At 54.4% G+C, this 17937-nt stretch carries 17 protein-coding genes; 16 read left to right on the top strand and 1 reads right to left on the bottom strand.

The window, feature by feature from the left end:
• Positions 1–4: 4 nt before the first annotated feature.
• The 14 genes from ctaD to phoU all read left to right on the top strand — a co-directional run bounded on the left by ctaD (position 5) and on the right by phoU (position 14944).
• Positions 5–1651: a cytochrome c oxidase subunit I gene (gene ctaD / locus AC6IZD_RS13845; protein ID WP_497783905.1), complete on the top strand. Its 1647-nt coding sequence runs from the start codon at positions 5–7 to the stop codon at positions 1649–1651.
• The gene (locus AC6IZD_RS13840) at positions 1641–2312 is read left to right on the top strand and encodes a cytochrome c oxidase subunit 3 (protein WP_497783904.1); all 672 of its coding nucleotides are present in this window, start codon (positions 1641–1643) and stop codon (positions 2310–2312) included. The genes ctaD and AC6IZD_RS13840 overlap by 11 nt, the downstream gene beginning before the upstream one ends.
• A gap of 11 nt (positions 2313–2323) precedes the next feature.
• Positions 2324–2632 carry a cytochrome C oxidase subunit IV family protein gene (locus tag AC6IZD_RS13835; protein WP_497783903.1) on the top strand — a complete coding sequence of 103 codons (309 nt, stop codon included), beginning with the start codon at positions 2324–2326 and terminating at the stop codon, positions 2630–2632.
• A 141-nt stretch (positions 2633–2773) separates the two neighbouring features.
• On the top strand, positions 2774–3466 hold the full coding sequence (locus AC6IZD_RS13830) for a winged helix-turn-helix domain-containing protein (protein ID WP_497783902.1): 693 nt from the start codon (positions 2774–2776) through the stop codon (positions 3464–3466).
• Positions 3467–3609: 143 nt separating this feature from the next.
• On the top strand, positions 3610–5193 hold the full coding sequence (locus AC6IZD_RS13825) for a sensor histidine kinase (protein ID WP_497787587.1): 1584 nt from the start codon (positions 3610–3612) through the stop codon (positions 5191–5193).
• 142 nt (positions 5194–5335) lie between these two features.
• Complete coding sequence (locus AC6IZD_RS13820; protein WP_497783901.1) at positions 5336–6040, top strand: phosphate signaling complex PhoU family protein; 705 nt, start codon at positions 5336–5338, stop codon at positions 6038–6040.
• 166 nt (positions 6041–6206) lie between these two features.
• On the top strand, positions 6207–7217 hold the full coding sequence (gene pstS, locus AC6IZD_RS13815) for a phosphate ABC transporter substrate-binding protein PstS (RefSeq protein ID WP_497783900.1): 1011 nt from the start codon (positions 6207–6209) through the stop codon (positions 7215–7217).
• A 59-nt stretch (positions 7218–7276) separates the two neighbouring features.
• On the top strand, positions 7277–8857 hold the full coding sequence (locus AC6IZD_RS13810) for a putative porin (RefSeq protein WP_497783899.1): 1581 nt from the start codon (positions 7277–7279) through the stop codon (positions 8855–8857).
• A 111-nt stretch (positions 8858–8968) separates the two neighbouring features.
• On the top strand, positions 8969–9139 hold the full coding sequence (locus tag AC6IZD_RS13805; RefSeq protein WP_497783898.1) for a hypothetical protein: 171 nt from the start codon (positions 8969–8971) through the stop codon (positions 9137–9139).
• Positions 9140–9495: 356 nt separating this feature from the next.
• Positions 9496–11343 carry a hypothetical protein gene (locus tag AC6IZD_RS13800; RefSeq protein WP_497783897.1) on the top strand — a complete coding sequence of 616 codons (1848 nt, stop codon included), beginning with the start codon at positions 9496–9498 and terminating at the stop codon, positions 11341–11343.
• A gap of 275 nt (positions 11344–11618) precedes the next feature.
• On the top strand, positions 11619–12614 hold the full coding sequence (pstC, locus tag AC6IZD_RS13795) for a phosphate ABC transporter permease subunit PstC (RefSeq protein WP_497783896.1): 996 nt from the start codon (positions 11619–11621) through the stop codon (positions 12612–12614).
• Positions 12607–13467 (top strand): phosphate ABC transporter permease PstA, encoded by an 861-nt coding sequence (gene pstA / locus AC6IZD_RS13790; RefSeq protein ID WP_497783895.1) that lies wholly within the window; start codon positions 12607–12609, stop codon positions 13465–13467. The genes pstC and pstA overlap by 8 nt, the downstream gene beginning before the upstream one ends.
• A 20-nt stretch (positions 13468–13487) precedes the next feature.
• A complete protein-coding gene (gene pstB, locus AC6IZD_RS13785) occupies positions 13488–14249 on the top strand; it encodes a phosphate ABC transporter ATP-binding protein PstB (RefSeq protein WP_497783894.1) in 762 nt (253 codons plus the stop codon).
• Complete coding sequence (gene phoU / locus AC6IZD_RS13780) at positions 14249–14944, top strand: phosphate signaling complex protein PhoU (protein WP_497783893.1); 696 nt, start codon at positions 14249–14251, stop codon at positions 14942–14944. The genes pstB and phoU overlap by 1 nt, the downstream gene beginning before the upstream one ends.
• A gap of 8 nt (positions 14945–14952) precedes the next feature.
• Here the strand turns inward: phoU and AC6IZD_RS13775 are convergent, their stop codons facing one another.
• Positions 14953–15420 carry a helix-turn-helix domain-containing protein gene (locus AC6IZD_RS13775; protein WP_497783892.1) on the bottom strand — a complete coding sequence of 156 codons (468 nt, stop codon included), beginning with the start codon at positions 15418–15420 and terminating at the stop codon, positions 14953–14955.
• A 311-nt stretch (positions 15421–15731) separates the two neighbouring features.
• Here AC6IZD_RS13775 and AC6IZD_RS13770 point away from each other — a divergent pair, with 311 nt between their 5' ends.
• The gene (locus tag AC6IZD_RS13770; protein WP_497783891.1) at positions 15732–16700 is read left to right on the top strand and encodes a phosphate acyltransferase; all 969 of its coding nucleotides are present in this window, start codon (positions 15732–15734) and stop codon (positions 16698–16700) included.
• Positions 16697–17800 (top strand): butyrate kinase, encoded by a 1104-nt coding sequence (buk, locus tag AC6IZD_RS13765; RefSeq protein ID WP_497783890.1) that lies wholly within the window; start codon positions 16697–16699, stop codon positions 17798–17800. Before AC6IZD_RS13770 ends, buk begins: the two co-directional genes overlap by 4 nt.
• Positions 17801–17937: the final 137 nt, after the last annotated feature.

Raw genomic sequence — 17937 nt, 5'->3', positions numbered from 1 at the left:
GTGAATGATGGAAACCGCAAAACTACCTGTCGAACCAAAAGCGACGAATTACCTGAACGCGGATTATGGGATCAAGTCGTGGTTGCTGACCACTGATCACAAGCGGATCGCGCTGCTGTATCTGATTTCGATTACCGCGTTCTTCTTCGTGGGCAGCTTCTTTGCCATGCTGATTCGTCTGGAGCTGCTGACTCCGGCGGGCGACCTGGTTCTGGCGGATACCTATAACAAGCTGTTCACCATGCACGGCGTGGTCATGATCTTCCTGTTCCTGATCCCGTCGATTCCGGCGGTGCTCGGGAACTTCCTCGTGCCGATGATGGTGGGCGCCAAGGACCTCGCGTTTCCAAGATTGAATCTGGCGAGCTGGTACATCTTCATCACCGGAGCGGCGTTCATCCTGTATGCCATTATCACTGGCGGCGTTGATACGGGCTGGACCTTCTACACTCCGTTCTCTACTACATTCTCAAATACGAATGTAGTGACCGCCGCACTCGGAGTGTTCATTACCGGCTTCTCTTCGATCTTCACCGGCCTGAACATCATTGTGACCGTTCACCGCATGCGCGCACCAGGGCTTACCTGGCGCAGGCTGCCGCTGTTTATCTGGTCGAACTATGCAGCTTCGGTGATCATGGTGCTAGGTACGCCGGTGTTGGCGATCACCTTGGTACTCGTCGCACTCGAACGCGTGTTCCACATCGGCATCTTCGATTCGCGATTAGGTGGCGATCCGCTGCTGTTCCAACACTTGTTCTGGTTCTACTCACATCCTGCTGTGTACATCATGATTCTGCCTGGCATGGGAGTAATCAGCGAGGTTGTGGCCTGCTTCTCGCGGAAGCGAATTTTCGGTTACGACTTCGTGGCAATGGCGTCGATTGCTATTGCGGTGCTCGGATTCTTGGTCTGGGCGCATCACATGTTTGTCGCCGGAATCTCTACTTACGCTGCGCTGATCTTTTCAATCTTGAGCTTCTTTGTGGCGATCCCATCCGCGGTCAAGGTCTTTAACTGGACGGCGACGCTCTACAAAGGATCAATCACATTCGAGACTCCGATGCTTTACACGTTTGCATTCATCGGACTGTTCACGATTGGCGGACTGACGGGCGTTTTCCTCGCTTCGGTTGGAATCGATCTACACGTGACCGACACGTATTTCGTCGTTGCTCACTTCCATTACGTCATGGTGGGAGGCATGGTTACGGCCTTCATGGGCGGCTTGCACTTCTGGTGGCCTAAGATCACGGGCAAGATGTATCCGGAGGCGTTTGCAAAACTCAGCGCCGTACTGGTGTTTGTAGGATTCAACCTAACTTTCTTCCCGCAGTTCCTGCTTGGCTACATGGGAATGCCTCGGCGCTATCACGCCTATCCCGCCGAGTTCCAGGTGCTGAATGTGCTGTCAACTGCTGGAGCTTCGATTCTCGCTGTCGGCTTCATCATGCCGATGATCTATTTCATTTGGAGCCTGCAGTACGGAAAAGATGCTGGGCCGAATCCTTATCGCGCGGCTGGCTTGGAGTGGATGACTTCTTCGCCGCCACCAACATTCAATTTTGAAGAGACTCCGGTTGTGACTTGGGAAGCCTACAACTACGACGAGATCGATACGCGCAACAAGGGGGTTGAAATTGCCGGATAGCCCGACCGAAGTACACAATCTTAGGCATCACTTTGCCGACCTGGACCAGCAGAAAGCAACGTCCACTTTTGGCATGTGGCTGTTCCTTGTTACGGAGATTATGTTTTTCGGCGGCATGTTTGCCGCGTACCTGATCTACCGACTCTCGTATTACAACGCGTGGGTGGCTGGCAGCCAGACGATGGAAATCTCTCTGGGTGCCATCAATACTGCGGTGCTGATCTGTTCGTCGCTGACCATGGTGATGTCAGTGCACTCGGCAAAGATTGGCAACCGCAAGATGACGGCGCTTTTCCTGATACTCACGCTTGTGCTCGGTTTCGCCTTCCTTGGAATCAAGGCGGTTGAGTATCACGGACACTGGGTACATCACGAAGTTCCCGGACCGAATTTTCATTTCGAGCACGAGGGCAACTACGATCCTCGACAGGTTTCGATCTTCTTCTCGCTCTACTTTGCAATGACCGGAATGCACGCGTTCCACATGGTCATTGGCGCTGGTCTGCTCACGTGGTTGCTGATCGCAAATGCAAAGGGGCGCTTCAGTCCTGAGTACAATTCTCCCGTGGAGATGGTCGGCTTGTACTGGCACTTCGTCGACTTAATCTGGATTTACCTTTTCCCGCTGCTCTACTTGATCAGCCATCACCATAACGGGTAGGAGAACGGACAATGACAGAACACGCACACCCTACCGTAAAGACCTTTGTAATGGTCTGGGTCGCACTGCTCATATTGACGGGATTGACCGTGTTTGTAGCCACCCTTGAGCTTGGCCCCCTGAATGCCATTGTGGCTCTTACGATCGCCACCACCAAGGCGCTACTCGTATTGTTGTTCTTCATGGAATTGCGCTACTCGACGGCGCTTACAAAGGTTGCAGTCGTTTCGGCGATCTTCTTTCTAATCATCCTTGCGACGCTGACACTGTCTGACTATCTCACCCGTGGCTGGAGTTCGTACATCAACCCATTCCGCTGATCAGGTTGTGGGCTGTCGAAAGGGAGGGCAATTGCCCTCCCTTTTCTATTTAGGTTCAAAGTTGGGATGAATTGTTACAGGAATGTGAAAAGCCGCTTCCGGTGGTTCCCGCCATGGCTGCACCTGAATACAATGGAGGCGATGAGACCTCTTATCTATGTGGTCGAGGATGAAGCGGATATAGCCCGGCTGGTGAAGCATCATCTTGAAGCTGCCGGTTTCAACGTGCGGCTGTACGCGAGTGCAACAGCAGTGATTCAGGACGCGGGCCGCGACAAGCCTGCTCTCTTCTTGTTGGACATCATGATCCCCGGTGGAGATGGGTTTGAGCTTTGCCGCCGCATTCGTCAGGACGCCTCCATCTCAAGCACACCCGTAATCTTTCTTACCGCCAAAACCAATGAGAGCGATCGTGTATTAGGCCTCGAACTCGGAGCGGATGATTACGTCAGCAAGCCTTTTAGTCCGCGCGAGTTGGTAGCAAGGGTGAAAGCGGTGTTGCGTCGGTTCGAGCGCCCCTCGGCACCGGAGATCATCACCTCGGGAGATATCGAGATCGACAGCGGTGCCATGACTCTGACGGTGCGGGGAGAGCAAGTGGCAACGACTGCCACCGAGTTCCGACTTCTGGAATACATGGCGCGACATCCGGGACGGGTTTTCACGCGAGATCAATTGCTTGATGCCGTTTGGCGCGATACGGCTTACGTCACGCCTCGCTCGGTAGATGTATATGTGCGACGCATCCGGGAAAAGATTGAGAAGGATCCGGAAGAGCCTCATCATCTGCGCACGGTGCGTGGCGCAGGCTACAGGTTTGAGGCCGCGAAGTGAAGAACCGCATTTTCTTCAAGCTGGTCTTTGTCTTCAGTCTTGTAATTGCCGCAGCCACGTTGATCGTGGATGTTGCAATCACCCATTCGTGGGAAGAGTCTCTTAGAGCACAGATCGATAGCAACCTGCGGCAGAAGACTTCCATGTTTGCTTCGCGCATCGTATCGGCACGCTCTTCGGGAGCAGACCTCGAAAAGATTGCGAAGGAAGCATCCGCCGCAGCCGGCGCGCGCGCCACGGTGATCGACAACCAGGGACACGTGGTGGCCGACAGCGATGCTGCTCCCGAGGCGATGGAAAATCACTCACGGCGACCTGAATTCCAGGCAGCTCTTCAAGGCCGAATCGGCGAGGACACGCGCCGAAGCCACACCCTCGGAGTCGATCTGCTCTACATTGCTGAGCCGATTCCCGGGGGAGCAGTGCGGCTTGCTGTTCCTCTTCGTGCGATAGAAGACACAAACAAAGTAGTTTGGCGCTCATTGATGTTTGCGTCTGCTTTAGCATGTTTCATTTCAATTCTGCTGGCCGCGTGGGCTGCAAAGAGCATAAGCGAGCGTCTGGAGAGAATACTGGAATTTGCGGCAAAGATCGCTGAAGGCGACTTCTCCGCGAGACTTTCGGAGTATCAGAATGACGAGATTGGCCGCGTAGCGCAAGCGTTGGACACAACTGCTCGCAAGTTGCAGGCAAGTTTTAAGGAGGTCGAGGACAGTCGCAGCGAGTTGGAAACGGTGCTCAATAGTATGCAGGAAGCGGTGATCGCGATGTCTCCAGATGGACGCGCGCAGTGGGCGAACCGACGCATGGAGATGCTTACACCAACAGGCGTCAGGCTTGGGCAGCCAGTGGTGCAGACTGTGCGCGATCCCAACTTTCTTGCCTCCACTCAGGAAGCAGTGCAGAGCCGGAAGCTTGTCACCGTGCAGGTCAAGAGCTTCGTTCCCGGACGAGTCTTTGCGGCCACCATCGCGCCTATGTCGTCGGGCGGACTCGTCGCCGTGCTGCATGATCTGACGGATTCCGAAAGACTGGAGAAAACCAGGAGAGATTTCGTTGCCAATGTTTCGCACGAGCTACGCACGCCCCTGACTTCGATACAGGGCTACGCCGAGACATTGTTGGACGGAGTCGCGTCGCCCGAAGTGGAGCGAGACTTCCTTGAGATCATTCGCAAGAATGCGTCGCGCATGGCCCGGATCACAGAAGACCTGCTGATTCTAACTCGCGTGGAATCGGGCGATAAGAAGCTGCAACTGCGTCCTGTTTCGGCTGCCGAACTCTTGCACGATGCGGCAGATTACTTTCACGATCATCGAAGCGATACCGGGATGAAACTGGACGTCGTGAATGAAGCCCTAAAGATGGTCTCGGCCGATCGCGACGTCGTATTCCAGGTTTTTTCGAACCTGATCGACAATGCATGCAAGTACGCGTGTCAGGGAGAGCGCATTATCATAGGAGCGCACGATGTCGAAGGCTTCGTACAGTTCTATGTGAGGGATTTCGGTCCCGGAATCGCGAGTGAACATCTGCCGCGTCTTTTCGAGCGCTTCTATCGCGTGGACAAGGCCCGCTCGCGTGAGAGTGGAGGCACCGGGCTCGGGCTTGCAATTGCGAAGCACATCATCCTCGCGCATGGTGGCACCATCACCGCCGAAAGTGAGCTTCACCACGGTTGCACATTCGTATTCTCGCTTCCAGAAGCTCGCGTAACTCCTGACTAGCTTCCCAGAATTTATGAGATATTTATGCGGCGCTCATCTGGCTGCAATGCCGTGTGCGTAGATTTCGCTTCATTCAAGGCCGGGAGTGAGGATACGATTTTGGTGAATGTTGCCGTCCGCCTGGCAATAGGGGAGTGCTCTCATGGGCGAGCCAAAGGCCGAAGTCAACTCGGGATCTCATCTAATCGAACTTACGCTTGACGCTTTTCGCGTGGCGCATGGTGCGGCTTTTGCTGCTGCTGAGGGAATTGCCACGCTATCAACTCAGCGCTACGGCGAAGTGCGCGACCGCGAGCGTGAGCTTGATTCCCTCGATCGCGATATCGATGATCTTGTGACATCTACGATCACGCGGGTCGCTGAGAACGAGGCGAAAACCTTGCTCGCCTGCATGAAGTTCACCATCTCACTGGAGCGCATCGGGGATCTGCTTCTGAGCTTCGTGAACCATGCCGAGGCGGTGGCTTCGAAAATGGACCATGACGATCTGCGCGACTTGATGGTGATGAGTTCACGCCTCGAACGTATGTTGAGCGATGTAGAGGCTGCATTCAGAACGCAGTCGCTCGACAAGGCAGTGAACGTTTTGCGCGCAGATGCAGAAATCGACCGCTTGAGAAACGTGGTTACGTTCCGGCACCTTGATCGCACAGAAGGGCAGCCGAGGTTTGATAGCTTTCATGTGCTCTTCATGGCCCAAGAAATTGAGCGTGCCGGAGATCACGTCAAGAATATGGCCGAAGAGGTTTGCCACCTTGTCAGCGGCCGCACCGTGCGTCACGTGCTGCGCACTTATGATCGCCCGGTTGAACAACTCTTCCTCGATCATATGAAGAGCAAAATGTAATCGCATTACGCGTGCCATATTCCCAGCCGCAATCCGCGTCTCCCAATGTGCATGCCTACCTACCCAAGAGACAACTCTGGATGTAACCGGAAATTCATCTCAGCTTAACGATGCCGTAACGAGTGTACACAGATACTTTCCTTAGGAACTTAGGAAGGAGCAATCTGTGACACGAATTCTGAAGCTTGTGTTTTGCGCGATGCTGATGTGCGTAACCGCTTCCGCACAGTCGTTGAATGGAGCTGGTGCAACTTTTCCCAATCCGATTTACCAGAAGTGGTTCACGCAATACAGTGCAGCGCATCCGGGCGTTCACATCAATTACCAATCGCTCGGGTCGGGTGCAGGCATTAAGCAGTTGATCGCGGGCACCGTTGATTTCGGCGCCTCCGATGGTCCTATGACCGATGAACAGCTTTCGCAACACAAGAGCGGCAAGGTGCTGCATATCCCCACTGTGCTTGGTGCTGTTGTCCCCGCTTACAACATTCCAGGCGTGAAGCAGGAACTGAAGTTCACACCGGAAATTCTTGCTGGCATCTTCATGGGCCGAATCAATAACTGGAGTGATCCGGTAATCGCTAAAGCAAATCCTGGAGTACCTCTTCCCAATCAGTCCATCGTGGTTGTGCATCGTTCGGACGGTTCCGGCACCACCTACATCTTTACCGACTACCTGTCTAAGGTGAGCCCGGAATGGAATTCCGCTGTGGGCAAGGGCACGAGCGTAAAGTGGCCGGTCGGTCTCGGCGGTAAGGGCAACGAAGGTGTTGCTGGAACTGTGCGCCAGATTCAGGGCGCAATCGGTTACGTCGAACTGATCTACGCGGTACAGAACAACATCTCGTACGGTGTCGTGCGCAATAAGAGTGGAAATTTCGTGAAGGCATCGCTCACGTCTGTTACTGCCGCTGCCGCGTCGGCTGCGGGCAAGATGCCGTCGGACTACCGCGTCTCGATCACCAATCCCTCAGGCAAAGATGCATACCCCATCGCGAGCTTCACGTGGTTGTTGATCCCACAACAATCGAGGGACGCAGCAAAGGGAAGAGTGCTCCATGACTTTTTGAGTTGGATGGTGAATGACGGTCAATCCATGGCGTCCCAGCTGACCTACGCACCTCTCCCGAAGGAAGTCGCGACGAAGGTGTTGGCTACGGTCAATACGATCCACTAAGAATGAGCGAATCGTTAAACGGCATATCCACCCGGTCTAACTCACAGAGGAACAAAATAATGAGAGCGGTAAAGCAGCTACTATCTCTGTTTCTTCTAGCCAGCATTGCGCTGGCGCAACCGACACCGTCCGACAGCGGACCTGCGCCGAAGAAGAAGACTGCGGCTCACAAAGCTCAAGTCAGCCAAAAGGAATTGCGCGAAGTGCAGCAGGCACTCAAAGAGCAGCAAGCGCAAATCGACAAGCTTAACCAAGAGATGTTGCAGCGTGACCAGCAGCTACAGCAGGCGCAGCGAGAACTCCAGAACGCACAGAAGGCCGCGAACGATGCTCAGAATAACGCGGCTGAAGCGCAGTCCAAGGTTGCGACGTTCGAATCGTCATCGGCGGAAGTTAAGTCGAAGGTCGAGAAGGTCCAGGCAGATATGTCGGACGTGAGCACCACTCTGACCAATACTGCCGAAACCGCGCAGCAAGAGCAGAAGCGCGTGGGCGTGTTGGAATCGACACTGGGTCGCTTCCGTTGGTCTGGTGATGCACGGTTCCGCTACGAAAATTTCTTCCAGAATTCCTCGCCAGACAGACATCGCTTCCGTGTTCGTCTACGCATTGGAACCGAAGGAAAGCTCAACGAGGACTTCGTTGGCGGAATCTTCGTTGCGACCGGTGATCCTGCTGATCCCACGTCGACCAATCAGACACTTGGCGACAACTTTTCCCGTAAACCGATAAACGTCGATCGTGGATTCATCACGTGGAATCCTTCGAATTACAAGTGGCTCAGCGTGACGGGTGGTAAGTGGGCGTATTCGTGGAATCGGACGAACCCCACGTTTGATCCTGATATCAACCCGGAAGGCATAACTGAAAAAGTATCGCTGAAGTTGAAGAACCCGATTGCAAAAGAGTTGAACTTCACCGGAATGCAACTGGTCCTGCGCGAGAACAACTCTGGCGCGGCCCCGCGCACGGATTCCTGGGTATACGGTGGGGCTGTGTCCAGCAAGTTAGTGCTTGGTCCCTGGACAATGGTTCCGTCCTACTCAATACTGAACTTTCATGCACCACAGCTTTCCACTCTCAGTTCAACTGGCACCCTTGCTACGCAGACGACGAGTGCGGCATTTGCTCCCAACGGCATGACAAATGCTCTTTGTCCGGTAGCGGGCGCCACCACGTATACCTTCTGCTCGCAGTACCTGTACAGCGACATCATTCTCAGCAACGTCATCAAGACGGGCATCGACAAGCTTCCATTCAACTGGCTTGCCGAGTACGAGCAGAACCTGAATTCCAGACGCAGCGCTAAGGACGGTCGCAAACACGATCAGTTGCTGTATGCAGAGGTAAGTCTTGGACAATTGAAGAACAAGGGCGATCTGCAAGTTGGTTACACCTATACACGCTCCGAGCAGGATGCAGTTATTGCTTCCTTCGCGGAAAGTGACCAGCGTGCTCCAACTAATACCCTGCAGCACAAGCTGTTCTTCAGCTACAAGATTCGCCCGAACACAGTTTTCTCCTACACGCAGTGGATCGGTCGCTATCTCGATCCGAATTTAATCTCGGCAAGCTCTAATCGGGCAACTGCCAATCCTTGGTTGAAGCGTGGACAGTACGACTTGGTCTACACCTTCTAGCAATACAACAAGCTAAAGAATGAAGCCGGAGCGGCCAGAGATGGGCCACTCCGGCATTGTTATTTTTAGCGTCCCTTACAATGCCCTCGTTACTTCTCCTGCGGCGCGACTATGAAAGACCGTGCACAAGGAGCTACAGGATTCTGGTACAGCTTCTATAAAGGCGGATATGGGTCGCTGCGTTATGGCATGCAGTATTCTTACACCCACAAAAACACTTGGCCGGGAGTTGGCGGCCGTCCGAAGGCTAACCAGAGCATGGTAATGACCTCGTTCCGTTAATACATCCCATAAGTTCAAAACAGAGTTGCTGAATACAAAACTGCGGATGTTACCCATCCGTACTTTTGTATTATTCAAAATTTCATTTTCAGAGCTGCATCGACCAATTATTAAGCGACGTGTAACTGCGAGGAAGGCACCTTAATTCGTTGTCGAACCCGATGCCGGGAAACGTAAAGTTTTCACTTTATACTTCCCCATCTAAGCAGATTACTCTAGAATCATTCAGCTTTCTTGTGTCCAGAGCCTGCCTTGCTCTGGGCTTTTGTTGTTTCCACACCACATTCACTCGCTTTCCCTTTGCCGTGCTTGGATGGAGGAGAAAAGCGAGGAGTTGAACATTGGAGCGTCGAGAGATGAGGAACTTTCAGAAGGTGGTGGCGGTGTTTGCGCTATCCGCAATGTGCCTAGCGGGGCCTGCGCCATCAGATACCCAGCCAGCCGCTAAGAAGAGCACAAAGCATCGCGCCGCAAAACCTGTTAAGCGAGATGAGACTGCCGAGAAACTGCGGCATCTGCAAGAGATGGTCGATCAGCAACAGGCCGCGATGCAGCAGATGCAACAGCAATTGCAGCAGACGCAGCAACAGTTGCAGCAAACACAGCAGCAGTTGACCCAGACTCAGCAAACTGCGCAACAAGCCGACGCAAAGATCGCTGCTGTTGAAAACAACAGCAACCTGCAGGTGCAGAAGGTTAGCTCTGACTTGTCAGACGTAAAGACCGCAGTGAACACTACCAACGTAACTGTCGAGAAAGAAGGGAAGCGTGTCGCCGAACTTGAACATCCCAACAGTATCGCTTACAAGGGTGTTCGCATTACGCCGGGCGGCTTCCTCGAAATGACAGGTGTGTACCGTTCGAAGGCGACTGTATCCGATCAGGCGACTCCGTTCAACGCGATTCCGCTGGCAAACCAGCCGAATACCAAGCTCAGCGAGTTTGGTTTCACCGCTCGCGACTCGCGCATCATCTTGCGCGCTGATGCCGACGCCGGCACGACGAAGCTGACTGGTTATTTCGAAATGGACTTCTTTGGCACCAGCACCACGGCGAATCTGAACCAGACCTCGAGCTATACGCCACGTATGCGCCAAGCCTGGGGACGTGCCAAGTTTGCAAACGGATGGACGATCACGGGCGGTCAGATGTGGAACCTTATTACGCTGAACCGCAAGGGAACCGACGCAGATAACGCGAACCTCTGGATTCCCAACATCATCGAGGCTCAGTACTCGGTTGGTTATGATTGGGGCCGTTTTGCTGAAATCCGCGTTTCAAAGACGGTTGCTAAGGACTTCTCAGTTGCTGTCGGTTTGGCTAATCCTTCCGCCCTCAACTCCGGTGCGACTTCTGCTGTCGCGGGATTGGCGACGCCTGGCGTGGGCCTGTACGGCAACACCGTCGTTACATCTTGCACGCAGAACGCTACAACGCTGGTCGTGACCTGCGCGCAGACTCCTCTGTACTCGCTCAACTTGTCTCCGGACATCATTGCAAAAATTGCGTATGACAGTCCGAAGGCTGGTCACTACGAAATCAAGGGACTCGCTCGCATCTTCCGCGATCGCGTTGTGCCGACCGCAACGACTGCGGGATTCAATAACACCGCGCTCGGCTATGGCGCAGGCGCTGGCGCTGTGATTCCGATCAAGCCCAAGAAGGTTGATTTCATACTGCAGGGACTTTGGGGTAGGGGCATCAGTCGCTACGAAGATTCAGGTCAGTTTGACTTCGTCGTGCGTTCGAACCCGACTGGGTTCAGGGGCGGAGATAACGACATGCGTCCGATCATGAGCTGGAGCGTGCTGGGTGGATTCGAAACTCACCCCACGAAGAAACTCGAGATCGATGCGCTGTTTGGCAACGAATACTATGACAAGACCACTTATGCAGTCGTGAACACAACTACTGGCGCTCTGTCACTCGCCGGTTACGGCTCGCCGACGAACGTGAACACAGGTTGCTTCTTCGAAACTGCAGCGCAGGCCGGTGGCACTCTTCCTGCTTGCACCGGCAACAACAAGAACATCTGGAACGGGAAAGTGTTTGGCTATTACGACGTCTACAAAGGCCCCATGGGCACTCTGCGTTATGGCATAGAGGGCGATTACATCAGCCGCAGAACGTGGGCCGGTGTAGGTGGAGCGCCGCGCGGGAACGATACCACGGTGTTTACCACCATGCGCTACATCTTCCCGTAAATACTTTCGGCTGCCTCGAAGGTGGACTGAAGCTGCCCAGCGTGAGTCGACAACTCACGCTGGTTTTGTTTTTGAGCGTGTTCGATCGCGGTGTATGCCAGTCGGAGCCCAATACTCCTTCGTTCGTGTCAAATCGGGATGTTCAACAAGGATTTCACCTTCAGCGGGTCTGCTTTCATCTGATGTTAACAATCGTTTGATACCGTCAGGTTGTGAGCATCAGTCCCAATCCGAACTTTCGCCCGCCGAGCAGCTTCCCAGTACCTGAGGCGATTGTGGCTGCCGAACGGAAAGAGCCGCAGCCCGTCTTAGCACAGGCGCCGAAGATTCACCTGCATACAAGCAAGATCAGCAAGTACATCGACATAGTCTTTCGGTACTCATTGCTTGCATGTTCCCTATCCGTAATTGCAGTTTTAGTGCTGTTCTTCTATGAGCTAACTCAGCGCTCCTCTCTTTCGATCTCGCGTTTTGGTCTGGGATTCTTTACAGGGCGAGTATGGGATCCGGTGTCCGGCGAATTTGGCGCGATGCCGTTCATTTACGGAACTCTGGTTTCATCGCTAGTAGCTCTGGTGCTCGCGGTTCCGCTCGCCGTAGGAGTCTCCGTTTTCACCACGGAACTGTGCCCGCGAAAGCTGCGTGGCATCGTTTCGTTCACCGTCGAGTTGCTGGCCGCGATTCCTTCAGTCATTTACGGACTATGGGGAATCTTCGTATTAGCTCCTATTCTGCGAAACAATGTGCAGCCGTTCCTAGCGCGCTTCTTCGGATGGACTGGGTTGTTCGAAGGTCCGGCGTTCGGTATCGGAATGCTGGCCGCAGGAATCATCCTGGCCATCATGATCGTTCCCATCATCGCCTCCATCACGCGTGAGGTCCTCGTAGCCGTGCCGCAGAGTCAGCGTGAAGCTGTGTTGGCGCTCGGTGCAACACGTTGGGAGATGGTGCGTATGGCGGTGCTTCGCAATGCACGCGCGGGCATCATGGGCGGAATCATTCTTGGGTTGGGGCGCGCCATCGGCGAAACGATGGCGGTAACGATGCTGATAGGCAATCGTCCCGAGATTGCGCGCTCGCTCTTCGCGCCGGGTTACACCATGGCCTCGGTGATTGCAAATGAATTCTCAGAGGCAACTGACGATCTTTATCTGAGTGCGCTGGTTGAGATCGGCCTGGCGCTGCTCATAGTTACCGTCATTGTGAATGCATGCGCACGACTGCTGGTGTGGTCCATTACTCGTGGACACTCGGTGAGAGCCAATGCCTAAAGTTTCGCGTGAGCTCAGCCTGACTCGTCGATTTTCCAATCTGTGTTTCGTGTTCTTGGCAGCCCTGGCGTCGGTCGTTGTCTTAGCGCCGCTGGTGGCCATCTTCGGATATCTCGTCTACAAGGGAATTGGCTCTATTAGCCTCGATTTCCTGACGCACACTCCGCGCCCTGTGGGAGAATCCGGTGGCGGTATGGCCAACGCCATCATCGGTTCAGTAATGATCCTGGGCCTTGGCTCGCTTATCGGTGTGCCGCTCGGGATTGGTGCTGGGATCTATCTTGCGGAGTTCGGACGCGGGCGCCTCGTCACTGCTGTTCGATTTACGGCTGACGTGTTGAATGGCATCCCATCCATTGTGGTTGGCATTGCCGTTTATGCTCTCGTGGTTCTTCCTCAGCAACACTTTTCTGCACTTTCGGGTGGCGTTGCGCTCGGAGTCATGATGATTCCCACGATTGCGCGCACCACGGAAGAGATGCTGCTGATGGTGCCGAATACGATTCGCGAAGCTGCACTCGGACTCGGCATTCCACAGTGGCGAACGACCTTGCAAGTAACGTTGCGAACTGCGTCCAAGGGTGTGATCACCGGTGCGATGCTCGCGTTCGCTCGGGTGGCCGGCGAAACCGCGCCACTGCTTTTCACGGCTTTCGGAAATCAGTTCTGGAATCTGAATCCGAATCAGCCTACCGCGGCCTTGCCCATCCAGATCTTCGCGTACGCCATTTCGCCATTCGATGAGTGGCACCGTCAAGCTTGGGCCGGAGCATTGATACTGATTGTCTTGATTGTGGTTGCCGTTTCCGCCGTGCGCGTTGTCACAAGCCGTGGACGCATGGACCACGCCTAAAGTTTAAGGAGCCTTCACCGATGGGTGTTGGAATTGAAGTGAAAGACCTGAATGCCTGGTTTGGAAAGACACAGGTCTTGCATGAAATCAATATATCGATATGTGCCAATGCAGTGACCGCTGTGATTGGACCCTCCGGTTGCGGGAAGTCGACCTTTGTACGCTGTCTCAATCGAATGCACGAAACGATTGCTGACGCACGCGTCAGTGGATCGGTGCAGGTTGGTGACATTGACGTGTATGGGCCCAACACGCTGGCCGTTGATGTGCGCCGTCGCATCGGAATGGTATTTCAAAAGCCAAATCCGTTCCCGACCATGTCGATCTACGACAACGTGGCCGCCGGACTACGGCTCAATGGCTACAGCAACCGTCACGAACTCGATGAAATCGTAGAGCACTCCCTGCGCATGGCCGCGCTTTGGGAGGAAGTAAAAGATGTGCTGAAGAAGAAGTCCGGCGCATCGCTCTCCGGAGGTCAGCAGCAGAGGCTTTGTATTGCACGCGCTCTGGCTGTACAGCCCGAATTGCTCCTGATGGACGAACCCGCCAGTGCGCTCGATCCGATCTCGACGGGCAAGATTGAGGAACTGATTTTCCAACTCAAAACGCAATACACCGTCGTCATAGTAACCCACAACATGCAGCAGGCCGCGCGCGTTGCCGATCACACTGGGTTCTTCCTGATGGGCAAACTCGTCGAGTACGACAAGACCGAAAAGATATTCACTACACCCTCCGACAAGCGAACGGAGGATTACATTACTGGCAGGTTTGGATAATGCGCACGCGATTTCAGCAGGGCTTGGATGAATTGAAAGAACGTTTGCTCAAGATGGGCGGAATGGCCGAAGCTGCCATCGAACTGGCGGCAGATTCGTATCGCAGGCGCGATGCTCGGCTCTCTCAGCAGGTCTTTGAGCGCGAGAAGATGATTAATCAGAGCGAGCGCGACATTGACGAAATTGCAGTCGATCTGCTCGCAATGCAACAGCCGATGGCAACGGATCTTCGATTCGTTCTCTCGGTCTTGAAGATCAATTCAGATCTTGAGCGAGTGGGCGATCTTGCCGTGAACATTGCGCAACGCTCATTGGACTTGTTGCAGGATCCGGAGATGGATGTCCCGGTCGATATTGGGCGCATGACTGCAGCTGTCTCGACAATGGTTCGCCGCGCTCTGGAATCATTTCTGTCTGCGAAGACCGACGTCGCGCAAGCGGTCCTCGAAATGGACAGCATTGTCGATCGCATGAAGGACGAAGCGTTTGTCGTTCTAGTCGAGCAGATGAAGAACAATCCAGACAAGATTCGGCCTTACCTGGACGTTCTGCTAATCACGCGTTCGCTGGAGCGAATTGCTGATCACGCCACAAACATCGCGGAGGACGTGATCTTCTGGATCAGCGGCGCCGATGTCCGCCACAATGTTCGTTTTGTTCAGGAGCCGGATGCGGACGCTCCCCGCAGTCAGTAATGGCAGGCCTATGCTGGTCCACTAACGACAAAGGCCTTGAGATTTTCGCATTGGTATGCGGCGCGATAGATGTCGCACGCATAGCAGTCGCCCGGTCGGCAGCAACTGTGATTCATCCAGCACGGAGTGCTCGCTCCCGCTGAGTTGCTGCAGTGGTGCCTATTTTCACCGCAGTGACGAATCTCCCAACAGGGAAGCAACGCCAGCAGGTGCCGGATGCCCGCAAAGTTCAGGCCCGCTTCGCGAACCAGGCGCAGTACGGTGGCAATCCACGGATAATCAGCTTCCGTGAAGTACCTCGTTCCTTTTTCCGATTTCAGAGGAATGAGCAATCCTTCGCGTTCGTAGAGGCGCAGCAAATCCACAGACACGTCGAAGTGTCGCGCGACCTCGCCGATCTTGATCTTCTTGGGAGCCCCGGTTCGGGGCTTGGGCAGATCTGCGAACACCGGCGCCGGCATGTATGCGTTATCCATCTGAACCTCTCCTTCACTGAATGGGCAAGGTCGCCCACCTTGAACAATTCTGCAACCGGAGTGCCAATCTGTTCGGTTTTGGGAATCTGAGCTAAGCCTCAGCTTTTCAGACGTTTACCTTCTTGCTCATTTTTTAGAATTTCTGGAGCATGGGGGCTAGAAAACGGAAAATCGCGCACCCGGGGGTGAGATGCCTCACCCTGCTCTAATCGGCCCAGTGCTCAGGACTTAGTGTCATTGTGTGGTGATGTAGCGCACAGACTTTTGCGGAGGACTAGGTCAAGCTTTCCAACCGGAAAAAGGGACCCTTGATGAATTCAGCGTCTGTCACAACAGCCGCAATCCGAGATTTTCTTCAGCTTAGAGAACACGCACGTGCAATCGGGGCGCTTCGGGTGGCTATTGTCGCCGCAGAGGATGATGTGGCCCTAGGCGCCGCCTCTGACGCGCTTGCGCTTGGCATCGCGGTTCCACAACTCCTTGGTGACGTGCAGAAGATCGAGACGCGTGCACGGAATTTAGGATTCGAAAACCTGCTCGAAAAAGCGCAGATGATTCAGGTTCCCACAGCTAAACAGGCCGCATGTTTGGCCTGCCAAATGGCTGCCTCCGGAGAGACGGACATCCTGCTGAAGGGGCATCTGCGAACGGACGAACTGCTGCGAGCTTTGCTTGAACGGCAAGCTGGATTACGCACCGGACGACTGCTAAGCGACGTGCTTTTGTACGAAGACACACTCGGCGGACAGAAACGTCTCGTCGGTATCACCGATGGCGGATTGAACGTTCTCCCCACAGTCGACCAGAAGCGACAGATCGTGTTGAACGCCATCGATGTCCTGAATTGCATCGGTATAGATCGCCCCAAGATTGCAATCATGAGCGCCACCGAAGCTGTTACGGACTCCGTTCCCTCTACCATCGACGCTGCGGAGCTGGCGGCGATGTGCGAACGTCGTGAGTTCGGTGATGCTGAAGTTTTCGGCCCACTGGCGCTGGACAATGCGCTTGTCCTTAGTGCAGCAAAGGCTAAGGGCATCAGCAACCCCGTGGCAGGTGCAGCCGATTGTTTGGTAGTGCCTAATATTGAAGCTGGTAATTTACTTGGTAAAGCAGTGAAGTATCTCGGTCATTCGCAGTGTGCCCATGTAGTCGTTGGAGCCCGGGTTCCGGTTCTCATTCCCTCACGGGTTGAAAGTTCGGATGACAAGGTCAACGCCATGGCGCTTGGAGTTCTCTTCAAAGCACATAATCATCTCAAGCATGAGGTGCAATCATGACCCTTCGGCCGAATCTTCTAGCCATTAATCCCGGTTCTACATCAACGAAGTTCGGACTTTATCTCGATGGCGAACCATTGCTCGTTCGGAACCTGCAACACAGCAAGGCGGAACTTGCTTCGTGCGGGCCAGACGTCCTTTCCCAGTTGGAGTTGCGCCTTCAGTGCTTGCAGGATGAGTTGGAAGCGAGCGGCATGCGGCTGAATGGGTTGCTTGCTGTTGTGGCACGCGGTGGATTGCTGCATCCGGTGCAGGGTGGCACCTATCGCGTGAATGAACGCATGTTAGAAGAGTTGCGCCGAGCCGAGCGTGGAGAGCATGCTTCAAATCTTGGTGCGTTCCTGGCGCACGCAATCGCTGAGCGAATCGATGTGCCTGCCTATATCGTCGACCCAGTTGCAGTAGACGAATGGGCGGAGGAGGCTCGGCTGTCCGGTTGTGCGCAACTCGTTCGTCCTTGCCTTTCTCATGCATTGAATTGCAAGGCGATTGCACGCCGCTTTGCCAACGAAGTGGGTGGCTCGTATCAGGAACTGCGTCTTGTGGTCGCTCATCTCGGCAGCGGACACACGATCAGCGCTCACGTCGGCGGACGCATGATCGACGCAACGAACTCCCGCGAAGAGGGCGCCTTCTCCTCCGAGCGTGCGGGATCGGTTCCTGCAATTGAGTTGGTCAAGCTTTGCTTCAGCGGGAAGTACACCCGAAAGCAAGTCGAAACCATGCTCACCCGCGAAGGCGGGCTGATCTCCTATCTTGGCACGGCCGATCTTCGCGAAATCGAGCAGCGCATTGATCGCGGAGACGAACGCGCCAGCCTGGTATTCCGTGCAATGGCCTATCAGATCGCAAAAGAGATCGGAGCCATGGCTTGTGTGCTGCATGGGAAAGTTGATGCCATCCTGCTGACCGGAGGAATGTCCCATAGCTCACGTCTCACCTCCGCCATCGTTGATGCCGTACAGTGGATCGCTCCCGTGAAGGTCTATGCGGGTGAAGACGAATTGCACGCATTGATCGAGGGCGCATTGCGCGTATTGCGACACGAGGAACAAAGCCGCGAATTCGATGTCGCGGCAGAACAGCCTGTTCTGGTCTAGAAACGAAACGGGCCGGAGCAGTCCGGCCCTTCCTACCCTCTGTTGTGGCATGCCACTCAGCAATTGCTCCTACTCTCCTCAGGCGCAACTCTCGATCACCTACGGTTTACCTTGCATTGCAATAGAGCCGAAGCGGG

This window comes from Koromonas humicola, assembly GCF_059726255.1.
The sequence above is the reverse complement of the archived record's forward strand: the minus strand, read 5'-3'. Positions and strand labels throughout refer to the sequence as shown.